Source organism: Rhodobacteraceae bacterium M382 (assembly GCA_025141015.1).
GTDB classification, from domain to species: domain Bacteria; phylum Pseudomonadota; class Alphaproteobacteria; order Rhodobacterales; family Rhodobacteraceae; genus Aliisedimentitalea; species Aliisedimentitalea scapharcae.
This window is the reverse complement of record CP081098.1, coordinates 4,147,280-4,160,884: the sequence shown is the minus strand read 5'-3', so window position 1 is coordinate 4,160,884 and position 13,605 is coordinate 4,147,280. Positions and strand designations below refer to the sequence as shown.

Annotated in this window: 13 protein-coding genes and 1 pseudogene; 8 read left to right on the top strand and 6 right to left on the bottom strand. The window is 55.5% G+C overall.

What is annotated here, in order from left to right:
- Window positions 1–403 precede the first annotated feature (403 nt).
- Complete coding sequence (locus K3727_19255) at window positions 404–1,213, bottom strand: helix-turn-helix domain-containing protein (protein ID UWQ90859.1); 810 nt, start codon at window positions 1,211–1,213, stop codon at window positions 404–406.
- Between the two features lie 160 nt (window positions 1,214–1,373).
- Here K3727_19255 and K3727_19250 point away from each other — a divergent pair, with 160 nt between their 5' ends.
- Both K3727_19250 and K3727_19245 read left to right on the top strand, forming a co-directional pair.
- Complete coding sequence (locus tag K3727_19250) at window positions 1,374–2,948, top strand: ABC transporter substrate-binding protein (protein UWQ93460.1); 1,575 nt, start codon at window positions 1,374–1,376, stop codon at window positions 2,946–2,948.
- Between the two features lie 77 nt (window positions 2,949–3,025).
- Window positions 3,026–4,531, top strand: coding sequence for a M81 family metallopeptidase (locus tag K3727_19245; GenBank protein ID UWQ90858.1), 1,506 nt, complete (start codon window positions 3,026–3,028; stop codon window positions 4,529–4,531).
- Window positions 4,532–4,872: 341 nt separating this feature from the next.
- Here the strand turns inward: K3727_19245 and K3727_19240 are convergent, their stop codons facing one another.
- The gene (locus K3727_19240) at window positions 4,873–5,709 is read right to left on the bottom strand and encodes a LysR family transcriptional regulator (protein ID UWQ90857.1); all 837 of its coding nucleotides are present in this window, start codon (window positions 5,707–5,709) and stop codon (window positions 4,873–4,875) included.
- Window positions 5,710–5,801: 92 nt separating this feature from the next.
- Between K3727_19240 and K3727_19235 the strand changes: the two genes are divergently transcribed.
- Together K3727_19235 and K3727_19230 are read left to right on the top strand one after the other, a co-directional pair.
- Complete coding sequence (locus K3727_19235; protein UWQ90856.1) at window positions 5,802–6,797, top strand: zinc-binding dehydrogenase; 996 nt, start codon at window positions 5,802–5,804, stop codon at window positions 6,795–6,797.
- A gap of 183 nt (window positions 6,798–6,980) precedes the next feature.
- A pseudogene (locus K3727_19230) lies at window positions 6,981–7,073 on the top strand (IS6 family transposase).
- 43 nt (window positions 7,074–7,116) lie between these two features.
- Here K3727_19230 and K3727_19225 read toward each other — a convergent pair.
- Genes K3727_19225 through K3727_19210 form a run of 4 tightly spaced genes read right to left on the bottom strand, consistent with a single transcriptional unit; the run spans window position 7,117 to window position 9,289 of the window.
- Window positions 7,117–7,719: an NAD(P)H-dependent oxidoreductase gene (locus tag K3727_19225; protein UWQ90855.1), complete on the bottom strand. Its 603-nt coding sequence runs from the start codon at window positions 7,717–7,719 to the stop codon at window positions 7,117–7,119.
- Window positions 7,716–8,114, bottom strand: a complete 399-nt coding sequence (locus K3727_19220) for a hypothetical protein (protein ID UWQ90854.1) — start codon at window positions 8,112–8,114, stop codon at window positions 7,716–7,718. The genes K3727_19225 and K3727_19220 overlap by 4 nt, the downstream gene beginning before the upstream one ends.
- A gap of 5 nt (window positions 8,115–8,119) precedes the next feature.
- Window positions 8,120–8,776: an SDR family NAD(P)-dependent oxidoreductase gene (locus tag K3727_19215; GenBank protein ID UWQ90853.1), complete on the bottom strand. Its 657-nt coding sequence runs from the start codon at window positions 8,774–8,776 to the stop codon at window positions 8,120–8,122.
- 24 nt (window positions 8,777–8,800) lie between these two features.
- On the bottom strand, window positions 8,801–9,289 hold the full coding sequence (locus tag K3727_19210) for a nuclear transport factor 2 family protein (GenBank protein UWQ90852.1): 489 nt from the start codon (window positions 9,287–9,289) through the stop codon (window positions 8,801–8,803).
- A 249-nt stretch (window positions 9,290–9,538) separates the two neighbouring features.
- On the opposite strand from K3727_19210, the gene K3727_19205 reads away from it, so the two are divergent.
- From K3727_19205 to K3727_19190, 4 genes are all read left to right on the top strand, one after another.
- A complete protein-coding gene (locus tag K3727_19205) occupies window positions 9,539–10,453 on the top strand; it encodes a LysR family transcriptional regulator (GenBank protein UWQ90851.1) in 915 nt (304 codons plus the stop codon).
- A gap of 403 nt (window positions 10,454–10,856) precedes the next feature.
- Window positions 10,857–11,204 (top strand): AraC family transcriptional regulator, encoded by a 348-nt coding sequence (locus tag K3727_19200; protein ID UWQ90850.1) that lies wholly within the window; start codon window positions 10,857–10,859, stop codon window positions 11,202–11,204.
- Between the two features lie 425 nt (window positions 11,205–11,629).
- A complete protein-coding gene (locus tag K3727_19195; protein ID UWQ90849.1) occupies window positions 11,630–12,850 on the top strand; it encodes a tyrosine-type recombinase/integrase in 1,221 nt (406 codons plus the stop codon).
- Entirely contained in the window at window positions 12,850–13,539 is a 690-nt protein-coding gene (locus tag K3727_19190) for a hypothetical protein (GenBank protein UWQ90848.1), read from the top strand. Before K3727_19195 ends, K3727_19190 begins: the two co-directional genes overlap by 1 nt.
- Window positions 13,540–13,605: the final 66 nt, after the last annotated feature.

The following is a 13,605-nucleotide window of genomic DNA, read 5'->3' as shown; positions in this document are numbered from 1 at the left end:
TCAACGCTAGGATGGTCTGCCATCCATGGCCGATCTGGTGGCGATCCACTGTGGTGGGAGGATACTCGGGCTATGTACCCTCGGCCGTACAGCGTCTGGACCAGAACATCACCACCGACACCGACCTCGGCGCACTGTGATACGGCGAGGCGGAGTATGATGAAGCGTCGGACGAGATCGAACAGATGTCAGTCCCTATATCGCTCTATCCAGGTAGAGTTCCTGCTCTGGTCTGGCCCGGTGGCTCTCACTCTTGGACCAGGCCGAATTTTGTCGCAACAGTCGATCATGGGCACACTTGGCAGCACGCTAATTGGGGCAGACAAAGCCATTGGGTTCCGTGCTGTTCAAACGAGCCGTCCGGTTCGCATTCATTTCAGCTATACAAAGACCTGTTCGGTTTTCAGTTCTCGCCTGTCTCAGGCAGGCATTTGTCTCCGGAGGTGGGACCAAAAAGAAAGTCTCGGATTGTGCTGTCAACCCGTTGACCTGTCCCAGCTATCACACCGCAGCCCTCAAAGACTTCACGCACAGACCGAAAAGTGTCGATCCGCTTCCAGACCACCGGCGACGAAGCAGGGATTCGCCGTGGTAAGGATGCCAGAAACGACATGGTGCCAAAAAGGTATCGGCTTTTTTGTCTATGAGGCACGGTGAGCGCATAAAAGCCCGGTACAGGTTCGGACCCTCTTTCACAATCGATGACAAAAATCTGGCCCGCCTGGTGTGTGGCTTTACCATCGCATCGGGTCCATCGTCTGCTGCCGATGTGAGGCAGGCGCAAAGCTTCGATAATTCGGCTATAGACGACCCCATTGCGTTCATCCAGGAAAGCTGCATTCACGACGACCTTGGTTGGATCAAATGGGGCGCGGAAATAGACATGATATGCGCCAAGTATTGGGCGCATACGCCCGAGATCGCCGGGAAAAACGTCTATCAACGGATCACGCCGGCGTTCGCTTTCGGTTCGACTGGTCCGCTGGGCGCGCAATTCCAGCTCTGAGGCCGGACCAAGCAGTTGGGCTTCGGTGACGCCAAAATAGCGTGCAATTCGGCGCAGGTTGTTGGGTGAGGGGCGCGTGTTGCCGCTCAGGTATTTGCTGAATTGCTGGTGATTCATGCCGATGTCACGACACACGGACGCAACAGATGGCCGGTCGGCGCATAGGTAGCGCAGGTTTTGCGACAGGGTGTCAGGTGTTGGGGACATCGGGGCAGCTTTTGGCTCAGGATCATCAGGCACAGCTTAAACAAGCATAGTATAGCATAAAGTTGCGTAGTTGTGCGATGCAAGACCTTTGTCATGCTCTTGTCGAAAGCCAATGAGGGATGGAGGTATTATCATGGATAAACAGCAATATTTGCAGCAGATGCAGCGGCGATTGCAATCTAGTCAGCTGGATCGGCGGACGTTCATGCGGGGGGTGCTGGCAACGGGAATCGGCGCAAGTGCTGCGACGATGCTGGCGGATAGCGCTCTTGCCGCCACACCCAAGCGCGGCGGTATGCTGACGGCAGGTATCGGACACGGTTCGGCAACCGAGACGCTGGATCCGGGACTGTTTTCGGCGGGTTTCCTGATTCCGCTGGGATTGGGTATGAATGGCTATCTGACGGCGATTGATGCGAACAGCAATGTCCAACCCTCGCTGGCCGAGAGCTGGGAGGCCTCGCCAGATGCATCGGTTTGGACATTCAATTTGCGAAAAGGCGTTGAATTCCACAATGGCCGCAGCGTGTCGGCTGATGATGTCATCGCTTCTATCAACCATCACAGAGGCGAAGGGACAACTTCTGCGGCAGCCCCGCTGTTGGCGGGTTTGAAAGATGTTCGAAAAGACGGCCCGCAAACAGTGGTTTTCGAGCTGGAGAGTGGCAATGCCGATTTCCCGGCAATTCTCAGCGACTATCACATTGCCATATTGCCCGCGACACAGAGCGGCATCGACTGGGCGTCGCGCATCGGATGTGGCGCATATCAGCTGAAGGACTTTCAGCCGGGTGTATCGGCCCATCTGACACGGCATGGCAATCACTGGAATTCGGATGTGGCACATGTGGACGAATGGCGTCTGCTGGTGATTTTGGATGCAACGTCGCGCTCGGCGGCGCTGATGAGCGGGGCCGTGGATGTTGTAGACAAGATTGATCCAAAAACTGCCAAGCTGGTCGGGCGCAACCCGGCAGTAAGCGTACATTCGGTCGCAGGCACTCAGCATTATTCTTTCCCGATGCTGACCGATGTCGCGCCATTTGATGACAATAACATCCGCCAGGCAATCAAGTGGGGTATTGATCGTCAGGAACTGGTCGACAAAATTCTGTTGGGGTACGGGCGCATGGGCAATGACCATCCGATCGGTGCCGGCCAGCGCTATTTCAACAATGAACTGGAGCAGAAAACGTTTGACCCGGACAAGGCAAAGTTCTTTTTGAAGCAGGCGGGACTGACCACTCTGGATGTTGAGCTGACCACCGCTGATGCTGCTTTCTCGGGAGCGGTGGATGCCGCCACGCTGATTTCTAACTCTGCTGCAAAATGCGGAATCAACGTGACCGTTCAGCGTACTGCGAATGATGGCTATTGGTCCGAAGTCTGGACCAAGAAACCATGGTGCGCCAGCTATTGGGCGGGTCGTCCAGTCGAGGATCTGATGTTTTCACTGGCATTCAAATCCGGTGTGGCGTGGAACGAATCCCGCTGGACCCACGAACATTTCGACAGTGTGCTTGAACAAGCGCGCGCCGAATTGGATACCTCCAAGCGCGCGGAAATGTATGGCGAGATGCAGGATATTGTCGCCAATCAGGGTGGCGTTGCGATTCCAATGTTCGCGTCCTACATTTTCGGCACCCGCCCCAGCATAGGCATGCCAGAACAGCTCGGGTCCAATTTGGATCTCGACGGCAGCAGCTTTATGGAACGCTGGTGGAAAGCAGACTAGGCTGACTTATCACGACGGCACGCGCGTCTGGTCAAAACTGGGCGCGCGTTGTTCACGGCCGAGCGGCTATTGCAGCCATGATTACATTGTTTCAGAAAGACCTGCCGATGCGGCTTTTCATTGCAACGCTTTCAACGGAAACCAATACATTCTGTTCGATGCCGACCGGCATGTCAGGGTATCGGGACTATTACCTGCGTCACGGAACAGCCACACAAGAGCCGCCAAATCTGATGACCGAGGCGCTGCACCTTTGGCGGAGAAAGGCAGAAGCCTTGGGGTGGACCGTTGTTGAAAGCCTCTCAGCAATCGCTGAGCCAGCCGGGCGGACCGTGGAAACCTGCTATGAAGCGCTGATTGGCGAGATCTTGTCCGACCTGCGGGCCTGTGGCGGTGCCGATGTCATCCTTCTACAGTTGCATGGTGCAATGGTTGCCGAACACTTGGAAGACTGCGAAGGCGATATTTTGGCCCGCGTCCGAGCGCAATGCCCGAAGGCCACGATTGGCGTCTCTTTAGATCTTCATTGCCACCTCACCGATCAGATGCTGCAAGAGGCAGATATTATTCTGATGTTCAAGGAATACCCCCATGATGACGCGACAGCTCGGGCAGATGAATTGTTCGATCTGGCGTTTCGGACGCATCTAGGAGAGATCCGGCCCAAGATGGCCTATTTTGACACGCGTATGGTGAATCTCTACCTGACCAAAACCAATGAGATGCAGAAATTTGTCTCGCAACTGCACGCCTGCGAACAACAGCTCGGCATTCTTTCGGCGTCGCTTAGTCATGGGTTTCCCTGGGCCGATGTGGCCGATGTCGGTGCGCGTATGCTGGTTGTCGCCGATGGCGATCAGGCTTTGGCGACATCAGAAGCAGAACGATTGGGCCGTTTGTTTTTTGATCTGCGCGAGCAGGTGGTTACTCCTTATCTTTCGGTTGCGGCTGCGTTGTCGCGGGCCAAAGAGCACACCGGTGAACTGTGTGTTCTGGCAGATATGGGTGACAATTCGGGGGGGGGTGCTCCCGGTGATTCCGCCGTTTTGCTAAAAGAAATGCTGGCTCAGAAGATGACCAATTTCGCCAGCGGGCTATTTTGGGATCCCGGCGTGGTTCGTATCTGCCAGGACGCAGGTGTCGGATGCACTCTCAAACTTCGGTTAGGGGGCAAGACCGGTCCAATGTCCGGCGATCCGATTGATGTCGTTGCAAAGATAATCAACATTCAATCAGGATTGGGTCAACATCTGGGAGCAGGTCTTGAACCGATGGGAACAGTCGTTTGGCTGCAATTGCCAGAGGGTATTGACCTGCTGGTAAACGATTTGCGTGTGCAGGTTTACCACCCCGAGGCATTCGAAAAAATGGGCATCCGCTTAGCGGAGAAAACGGTCGTAGCAGTCAAATCGCTGTTTCATTTCTATGGTCCATTCAGTCAAATCTCAGATCTTGTGCTGCAAGTTGCAACACCAGGTGGCACACAGCCGAATTTCCACAATATTCCCCTGACAAAAAGAAAAATTCCATTCTGGCCAGCAGTAAACGACCCCTTTGCAGGTGATCCGCAGCCCTTGGGCTAAGCCCAAATTGTCTGTTATCCCGTTATGGTTAGCGGGGGCAAAGGAGATTCAATCTCTCAATTGAGCATCTTTCCGGAAGGCAGCTAGAATCGAACAAAGCCTGACAGCAGAAGTGACGCTTGGCCTTGAGTACATTACCGGATCAATTTGCGATCCTTTTGACGTCCTGAAAATGATTGCGGCGGAGTTCGCAGAAAAATTGTAGATCTGTCACTGCCGAGACGTTCCGCGATCACATCAGCGCTGCCGCAAGGCTGCAGCGAGCCCACTTTGGCCGATGCTACAGTGAACACCAATGACCGCGATGCGCGGTAGTTGTTACTTCGGTATAGTCTCGGGCCTTACGCAGGCCCCAAAAACTCGATTAGCTTTCTTATTCGAACGGGAAGCAGACGACGGCTTGGATAAACAGCATACATGTCGCGGGACATCGGAGCGGCGTTTTTCACCGTTAAGGTGCGTAATCCTTCGCTGGCCAAGTCTCTGGGCAACATGGCTACTCCGAGGTTTTTACGCACCGCATCTGCGACGACTTCCAGATCATCCAGGCTGTGACTTACTTTCTTGGGTTGAATCGTTTCACCGCCGGCTAGGACCCATGGCTGGCCAGATGTGATTGCAGGTAACTCAAGAAGCTGATGCAGGTCCACTGAGCTACACAAACCATTGCGGTCCAAGAAGCCAATTCCCGCAACGAAGCAATAGGGTACGGACCAAAGTCGTTTGGCGATCAAGGATGAGTCATTAAGCGGACCAAGCCGGAACGCCAAATCAATGTTATCGCGAAAGAAATCCAGCATTGTGTTGGTCGTTGTCAAATCAAGCATCACATCAGGGTTCTGCTTGGCAAACTCCAGAAGGCGTGGCCCGATGCTGGTGCGGGCGGCCAAGGGGGGAGCCGTTATTCTGATCATATGACGCTTACCATCATCGGAGAACCCTGCGACATCCTGAAGGGCTTCGAAGGGTTCCTGGCAGCGATCGAGCAGTCTGCGCCCCTCTTCCGTCAACCGGACTGTCCGGGTGGTACGTTCAAAGAGTTTTGCGCCCAAATGGTCCTCCAATTCGGCAATTCGACGGCTAACCCGGCTAAGCGGTATGCCGAGCGCATTGGCGGCCTCGGAAAAGCTCAAATGCCGGGCGACTGACGTGAACAAGGCGAGGTCGTTGTATATCATTATCTTATTTTCGAGATTATACTTCCTAAATTCAACTATTATCGCGAATACCCTAGTTTGCTACCTTCTGGACAACGCAAAAGAGGTCTCAAATGTCATATACCGTCGAAATCACGCAAACGGGTGGTCCAGAGTTTCTGGAACGCAAAAATCGAACTGTGCCCGCGCCGGGTTCAGGACAAATCCTCATTCGCAACCATGCCGCAGCCGTCAATTTTATCGACACGATCATTCGGCGCGGTGAGATGCCAGAAGGCATGATGCCCGAACTACCGTATGTACCGGGCGTTGAAGGAGCTGGAGTGATAGAGGTGCTCGGCGAAGGTGTAGAGGGGTTTGCTATTGGCGACCGTGTGGCCTGGATGGGTCCGATTGGTGCCGGTGGCTATGGCACGCATTCGGTGATCTCAGCACCCTATGTAGCCAAGATCGCTGATGGCATCGATTTCAGCCTCGCGGCGTCAGTACCTGTGAACGCAATGACCGCATATCATATGCTGGTTAACCTAGGCGGTGCGGCAGCCGGAAAATCCGTCTTGGTTCATGCTGCAGCTGGCGGTGTCGGCACCATGATCCAGCATATCGCCAAGCATCTGGGCATGACGATCATTGCCTCTGCCAGCACGGACAAGCTGGGCTATGCACTAGACCAGGGCGCAGATTATGTGATCGACTACCGCAAGGAAAACCTTACCGCCCGGATCATGGAGATCACAGAGGGGCGGGGGGTTGATCTGACCTTGAACCCGATCTCCGGGGACACCCTCAAGTCAGACCTTGACGCGCTCGCACCGCTCGGCACCACGGTGATCTTTGGCTTCCTGGCTGGCCCGCCAGCGGGCACATTCGGTGAAGATTTGGTCAAGCATTTCCAGAAGTCCGTCGCAATACGGGTAAGCGACATTTACACCTACTTCGGCAGTCGCCCCGACGCGTTCAACTCTGATTTGGTGCGTGTCTTCAATCTGCTCGACCAAGGCGTTCTGCACCCGCACGTCACGACACTCTCTTTGAGCGAAGCGGCTGAAGCCCATCGCCGTCTAGAGGCCGGAGAGACAACGGGCAAGCTGGTTTTGACAATCGACTAGGTAGGTATTGATAAGCAGAACCGCCCTCGTCACCGGCACCAACCATGGCGTTGGCCTTGCGTTGACAAAAGCGCTCGGACACCGGCTTTCGCCTGAGGTATTGCCAAATTGTTGATCGCATCTGATCTGGGCATGGGAAACTGATGAACGTTCCAACCCAAATGCGGCGGCAGAAGGGCTTTCGATATACTTGCGCAAACACGCCGAAATGCTAAGGCTGCGAAGCGGTTTTTCAAAAGACTGGTTGCCAAATTTGGCGAACCGAGAGTCCTTATTGCCCCTCTCGTGACATTGCTTTGCACGACCTTTGCGGGCATCCTCAGCTCACAGCCGCTGCTTTCGCCGGATCCTCCGCCAGCGCCTTAAGGAGGAGGGCCTGCTTCACCTTGGGGTCCAGTTCCGGATCGGTGAGATGAGCCAGCATCTCTGGCACGCTGGCTTCGATCTGCTCGATGGTTGCCACGGCCATACCATGCGCCACAAAGGGGCGCAGGTAGGTCATCCCGGTCAGCAGCGCGGTCTGCTGGAACGGCTTCAACAGTTCATCCATCGAGAAATTGTTATAGCCGCCCGCGTGATAGCTGTCTGCAGGGCCACCGGTCGACACCAGGACCAGGAACTCGCGTCCCTTCAGTTTGTCGCCACCCGGTCCATAGGCAAAACCATAGCTCAGCGTCTGATCCATCCAGGCCTTCATCACAGGAGGCGCAGAATACCAGTAAAACGGGAACTGGAACACGATCCGGTCATGCGCCAAAAGCAGCGCCTGTTCCTTTTCCAGGTCAAAGTGCATCCCGGTGCCGCCAATTGCGGTGAGATCGCGGGTGGTCACAGTGTCAGCCCTGGATAGCACCTCAAACCAGGCGCGGTTGATACGGGATTTGCCCAGTTCCGGGTGGGCGGTCAGCACAAGGGTTTTCATTCGGTTGCCTTTTCCAAAAGTTCGGCGGTGTAAGTGGTGATGAGCGGGCGGCCGTCCGGCCGGGTGTCAAAACGCCAATGTTCGCGAACATTTGCCTCGACTGTGGTTCCGTCGAAGGTGTTGGCCCGAAAGAGCACGGTAAAGGACACCTTCCCCTCACCAATTTCGATGTCGCTGACGTGATGCTCTGTTGGGGCCTGGAAGGTGTTCAGCACGCCCTGATACCAGGACCGCACGCGGTCATGACCGGACAGGGTGCGGTCTATATCGATCATGTCCCAGCCCACCTGCGGGTGAAGATCGGACAGAAAGGCGTCGACGGGCTCCAGCCGGTCAAAGCGGGCGAACCAGTCAGCGATAAAGGCGCGGACTATGGTGTGATCTGTGTGTGTCATGGGGTTTACCAGGCGATGGGTTTGCGGTCGCGAAAGAAGCCGCCGGTGGGGCCGGTGTCGGGCAGCGTGGCCAGCCAGATTGCTGTGTCTGCGCCTTCTTGAGGGGCGCGGTCGGCACCTTGGCCGCCCATACGGGTGCGCACCCAGCCGGGGCACATGGCGTTGACCTTGACCGAACGGGGCAAGGTGCGGGCGGCGGCCACGGTCAACGCATTCAGTCCTGCCTTTGCCACGCCGTAGCCTGCAGGCCCGGCCACACCGTCCGAAAACGCGCCCCAACCCGAAGAGACATTCACTACCCGACCATAGTCGTTTGCCATCATATGCGAGGTCAGGTGATGCATCAGCAGGTAGGGGCCATGCACCATGATGGCCAGGCTGTCGGCAAAGTCCTGCGGGTCATTCAGCAAACTGCCGGACCCTAGAATGCCAGCGTTGTTCACCAGAATATCGATCGGGCCGGTCTGCTCTGCCGCGCGCGTAATCGAGAGCGGATCGGACAGGTCAAGCGCGATGACGGAGGCTCCGATCCGTTGGGCCGCCTTCTCACCTGATTGCAGGTTTCGCGATCCGATCAACACCTCGCAGCCCTGGTCAATCAGGCCCTTGGCGATGGCCAGACCGATACCGCGGTTGCCACCGGTTACAAATGCGCGTTTCATGGGCCTCTCCTCGTCAGCTTCGGGTCAGTCGGCCAGCCTGTTGGGCAGTGGGGCCAGATCGTATTGCGCCCAGAAGAAGGTGTTGGCCGCATCCTGATCGGCGCTCAGATTGGTTGCTTCGACGATTTTGCCATCCTTGATCCGGTAGACCAGTGCCCAGATCGTATCGACGTTGGGCTTGCCCTCGGCATTGGACCAGCCGCGGTGAATGTCGACCACATGGGTTTCATCCGCGCCGAAATAGATCGGCTCTGCCTTGAACCCCGCCGCACCTAGCTGGGCAAAAAAGGCCAGCACCTCCGCCCGCCCATGTTTGGTGCCCGACAAAGGATGCCGACCCGGGATGTGCCAGCGGATATCTTCGTCCATAACGGCAGCGATGCCATCCAGGTCGTTCGCTCCATAGGCCGCAAAGAAGGCCTGCACGACCTTGGTGTTTTCATTCGGGGTCCCGGCCAATGCGGTGCCGCTGGCGATTGTCATTGCAAGAACGGGTGCGATCAGCGATTTCATGTTGCGTCCTGTACTGGCGTTGCCGGAGTACGCTTGCGCGCCAATCCGGTGTGCTGTTTCGTTGTTGACCGAACATCTATGCCATGGGGCAGGAGCTGATAATTCCCTCATTGCCCACCTCTTTCATGTATAAAATCGAACAATGTGGGCGAATATTGTGCTACTCTGTCCTCGGCGCAAAAGGCTTGCGGGGGGTGCTTCAACCCGTTGAGCTGTTTCGTTTCGCCATCTGACCTGACGAGAGTTGCCATGCGTCTGCCTCTTACCAATCTTGAAGTTTTCACCGCGATCGCCCGTCACGGTAGTTTGCGCGCGGCAGCTGATGCGCTGGACCTCAAACCTTCGACTGTCAGTCATCAGCTAAAATCTCTCGAAGCGCAGCTGGGCATGGCGCTGTTCATCCGCACCACGCGGTCGGTCAGCCTGACCGAGGCCGGGCGCGCCCTGATCCGTGGTGCCGGCCCCGCCTTTGATCAGCTGTCGGAGGCTGTGGATAGCGCCCGCAGCACCGGGCACGCGGCGCGCGGGACTCTGAAGCTGGTCATGCCAGAGTTCGTCTATCACCTCTATGTCAGCCCGATTTTGCAAAGTTTTTGCCAGACTTACCCAGAGATCGAGCTGGAGTTATCCCTGACCGATGCCCTGTCTGACATCTTGGGGGAAGAACTGCATGCAGGTTTTCGTCTGGGTGATCGCATTGCCGAAGATATGGTGGCCGTGCGGCAGACCGGACCCTTGCAGCTGGCCGTGGTGGCCAGTCCGGGATACCTGGAGACCCATGGCACACCGGCAACACCGCGCGATCTGCTGGATCACACCTGCATCCGATATCGGTTTCAATCCGCCGGCCGGATTGCGCCCTGGAGCTTCACCGGTCCGGAAGGTGAATACACCGTTGATGTGCAGGGCAACCTGATCACCAATACGCTTCCTGCTTCGATTGATCTTGCGCAGCAAAACTTGGGGCTGGTTTTCACTTTTCGCGATTACGTAGCCAACCGGATTGCAACGGGCGAACTGATCCCCGTGCTGGAAGATCACCTGAGCACCACGCCCGGCATCTATATCTACTTCCCGCGTGAATACCGCACGATGATGCCGCTGCGTCTGTTCATGGAGCATCTGAAAGCACGCTCACCCTGCCTCCGGCGCGGCGAGGTTTGAGTTTCAGGCGGCTGCGATTGGGTCTGGACCATGTCCAATGTTGTTTCAACCAAGACCAGTTTGCATGCGCGCGGAGGTTCCTTTGAACTTCCCAGACTGTCAGTCGGAATTTTCTGACCGACCAGCCATCGCATCGCTTTGTCCTTGGCAGCGACAGGCGGCCGATAAACTAATGGCGACAAATCAAGGGGGGATCCTGCCTGCCGGTGGCGACGGGATCTGTTGATGGGATGACGAACTGGAATTTGTCATGGTCAATTTGAGCAATGGCAATCTGGGTTGATTCGGCATTGGCCAAGGGTTCGACTTTGCGCCCGTTGTCGGCGACATCGATCCGCAGCTGCTGAACCTCTGCCTGACCATCAGCACCGCAATGGGTGGCGGCATTCTGGAAAATGAGTCGATGCAGCCCCCGCCGGATTGGCACCGGGGGGCCGACGATACGCGTCTGCGCCGCGTTATGGATTTCATCCACGACAATCTAGGCGCGAACCTGTCCCTGACCGCGATGGTACGTCTGGCCGCGATAAGCGCGCCTCATTTCTTAAAAGCGTTCAATGCGGCAAAGGGCGTCTCTCCGCTGCAGGATGTGATCTCTGCGCGGCTGGAGATGGTCACGGTCCTGCTAAAGACCAGCAAGCTCACCGTCGCCGAAATTACCTGGCGCGCGGGCTACCCGGATTTCAGTCGGTTTGGACCGCATTTCAAATGGAAATGCGGCACAACCCCAGCAGCGTTCCGGGCCGGGTGATCCGCTAGGCCCATCGACCGTATTAGATTGCCGCAGCTGCGCGTTCGCCTGCAATCGCTACCAGTCTACGGTCGCCGCTTTCCGAGTGGACAATGGCCAGTGTTTTGGTCACGTGCTGCAGATTGTCTGCCGGGTAGTGGGTCACGCCATCCGTACAGTTAGCTATTAAGCGCGCACGACCCAGCTCAAAATGGGCAAATGGGCAGCAACGCCAAGCAGTTTTACTGTGTGGGGTACAAAGTGGGGTGAGAGTTTTATTTGCCAATTTTTCCCAATGATATCAATGGGTGGTGGCGGAGCCGAAGTCCGCCTGCCTAGATTCCGAAATGTTCCATAAAGTGCTATAAAACAGACAGTTAATCACCTTTAAGTTCTTGAACGTTCCAATGTCGTCCCCCATATTCCTGTTATCAATGGGGGACGGAATGGCGGACGAAAAAAGCGGCATCAACGACAACGTACCGCGCAAGCGCCAAGAAAAAGCGCTTTCGGCGGCGTTTGTTCGAACGGCATCTAAACCCGGAAAATATTTCGATGGGCACGGCTTGCTCCTTAAGGTGGATACATCAGGTGCACGTCGCTGGGTTCAGCGTATTGTTATTCGCGGCAAGCGTACTGAGATTGGCTTGGGATCTGCATCCCTTGTGAGCTTAGCAGAGGCCCGTGAAGCCGCGTTAGAGAACCGAAAGCTGGCGAGGGCTGGCGGCGACCCACTGCAAGCCAAACGCACCGCTGAGGCTTTGCTCACGTTTGAAGAGGCCGCGCGAAAGGTTCACAAGATCCACGAACCAACGTGGCGCAACAAGAAACACGCCGCACAGTTCATTTCTACGCTCGCAACCTACACCTTCCCCCGTATTGGCAAACTAAAGGTATCCGAAGTCACTACGGCTGATGTGCTGGCAGTGTTGCAGCCCATTTGGCTGGAAAAACCCGAAACTGCGCGGCGCGTTCGGCAGCGCATCGGTACTGTGATGAAATGGGCGGTAGCGAATGGCTGGCGACAGGACAATCCTGCTGAAACGATTTCATCCGCGCTACCCAAACAGGAAAAAACCCAAACCCACCGTAAGGCGTTACCTTATAACAAGGTTCCCGACTTTCTTGAGAGCCTGAAATCTTCAAATGCTGGAACTGCTACTAAACTGGCGCTGGAATTGCTTATCCTGACTGCGTCTCGGTCTGGAGAAGTGCGTTTGGCTGAATGGTCGGAGTTTGATCTAGAAAACGCTGTCTGGACCCGCCCAGCGCTGCGCATGAAGGCCAAGAAAGAGCATCGCGTCCCGTTGTCGTCCCGCGCTCTGGAGGTGCTATCAGAGGCCCGGAAACTAGACGTTGGCCAAGGGCTGGTTTTCCCCGGCACCAAACAGGGGAAGCCATTGTCTGACATGACCCTTTCAAAGTTGGTCAAGGCGCTGGGCTATGATGTGGACGTGCACGGGTTCCGCACCTCGTTCAAGACTTGGGCGCAGGAACGCACCAACTCCCCGCGTGATGTATCTGAGGCAGCGTTGGCACATACCGTGAAGGATAAGGCAGAGGCGGCCTATGCTCGGTCGGACTTCTTTGACAAGCGTAGGACGTTGATGGATGGGTGGGGAAAATTCATTTGCGAACTTGATTCTGAAATTGTGAGGCTTGCCTAGTGTTTGCTCCAAAAGGTTGGATTAGCCTAAATGAGATTTTCCTCTCGATATCTGCCATCTTTGACGAGGAAGGCCGCATAGGTGACATAGAATTTTTTGGCGATGAGAACTTCGAAGTCACTTGGCTGTATATGCAAGAAAGTAGTGAGGTCGCGGTTTGTTTAGCTAATGGTGAGGCTTTACCTGCATCACGCTTTCTAACTTTCACATTTGACCCGTATGACAATCTCAACGACCATATCGACATCATGGTTGGAACTGTCGGCTCTGCACTGTCGCCAAATCACTTGAATGAGCCTCCCGACGAGCGAGAGCTTCAGCGACGATACGGGCCCTTTCTTCACCTGCCGCTGATATTCCCACACGATGATTTCATTGATTTCTTGAATGAACTAGAAGCCGATGTTCCAGCGTTTCTAACGCCCCGCACGCAAAACACTGCTGATGTCGATCAGCGCTCTCAAGGAGCAAACGACTCTCCTCCGGAAAAAGCTAAGTCACCCAAGGCCCTGTCTGATGAAATAGTCAGGTTAGTTGATCTAGGTGCCTTGCCGAAGTTTCAAGATGCGAAATCTCTACTAGGTGACGAAGTGAGTGTGCGCGGCTTTCGTTTTGCTTGGAACCTTGCTCGGGAGCGAAGGCCAGACATTTCCAAACCCGGACGAAAACCGAAAAAGCCGAAATCGTGACACTGAATCGAAACGGTTTCTTATTCGTGACACCTATTTCAAAGGCCATATCCCGTTAGGTTCTCA

Bases quoted from the DNA above. Each gene is read 5' to 3' on its own strand.
- K3727_19215 (UWQ90853.1), bottom strand. From the start codon at position 8,776: ATGAAACGCGCATTTGTAACCGGTGGCAACCGCGGTATCGGTCTGGCC.
- K3727_19255 (UWQ90859.1), bottom strand. From the start codon at position 1,213: ATGTCCCCAACACCTGACACCCTGTCGCAAAACCTGCGCTACCTATGC.
- K3727_19250 (UWQ93460.1), top strand. From the start codon at position 1,374: ATGCAGCGGCGATTGCAATCTAGTCAGCTGGATCGGCGGACGTTCATG.
- K3727_19200 (UWQ90850.1), top strand. From the start codon at position 10,857: ATGCAGCCCCCGCCGGATTGGCACCGGGGGGCCGACGATACGCGTCTG.
- K3727_19225 (UWQ90855.1), bottom strand. From the start codon at position 7,719: ATGAAAACCCTTGTGCTGACCGCCCACCCGGAACTGGGCAAATCCCGT.
- K3727_19235 (UWQ90856.1), top strand. From the start codon at position 5,802: ATGTCATATACCGTCGAAATCACGCAAACGGGTGGTCCAGAGTTTCTG.
- K3727_19210 (UWQ90852.1), bottom strand. From the start codon at position 9,289: ATGAAATCGCTGATCGCACCCGTTCTTGCAATGACAATCGCCAGCGGC.
- K3727_19220 (UWQ90854.1), bottom strand. From the start codon at position 8,114: ATGACACACACAGATCACACCATAGTCCGCGCCTTTATCGCTGACTGG.
- K3727_19195 (UWQ90849.1), top strand. From the start codon at position 11,630: ATGGCGGACGAAAAAAGCGGCATCAACGACAACGTACCGCGCAAGCGC.
- K3727_19205 (UWQ90851.1), top strand. From the start codon at position 9,539: ATGCGTCTGCCTCTTACCAATCTTGAAGTTTTCACCGCGATCGCCCGT.
- K3727_19240 (UWQ90857.1), bottom strand. From the start codon at position 5,709: ATGATATACAACGACCTCGCCTTGTTCACGTCAGTCGCCCGGCATTTG.
- K3727_19245 (UWQ90858.1), top strand. From the start codon at position 3,026: ATGATTACATTGTTTCAGAAAGACCTGCCGATGCGGCTTTTCATTGCA.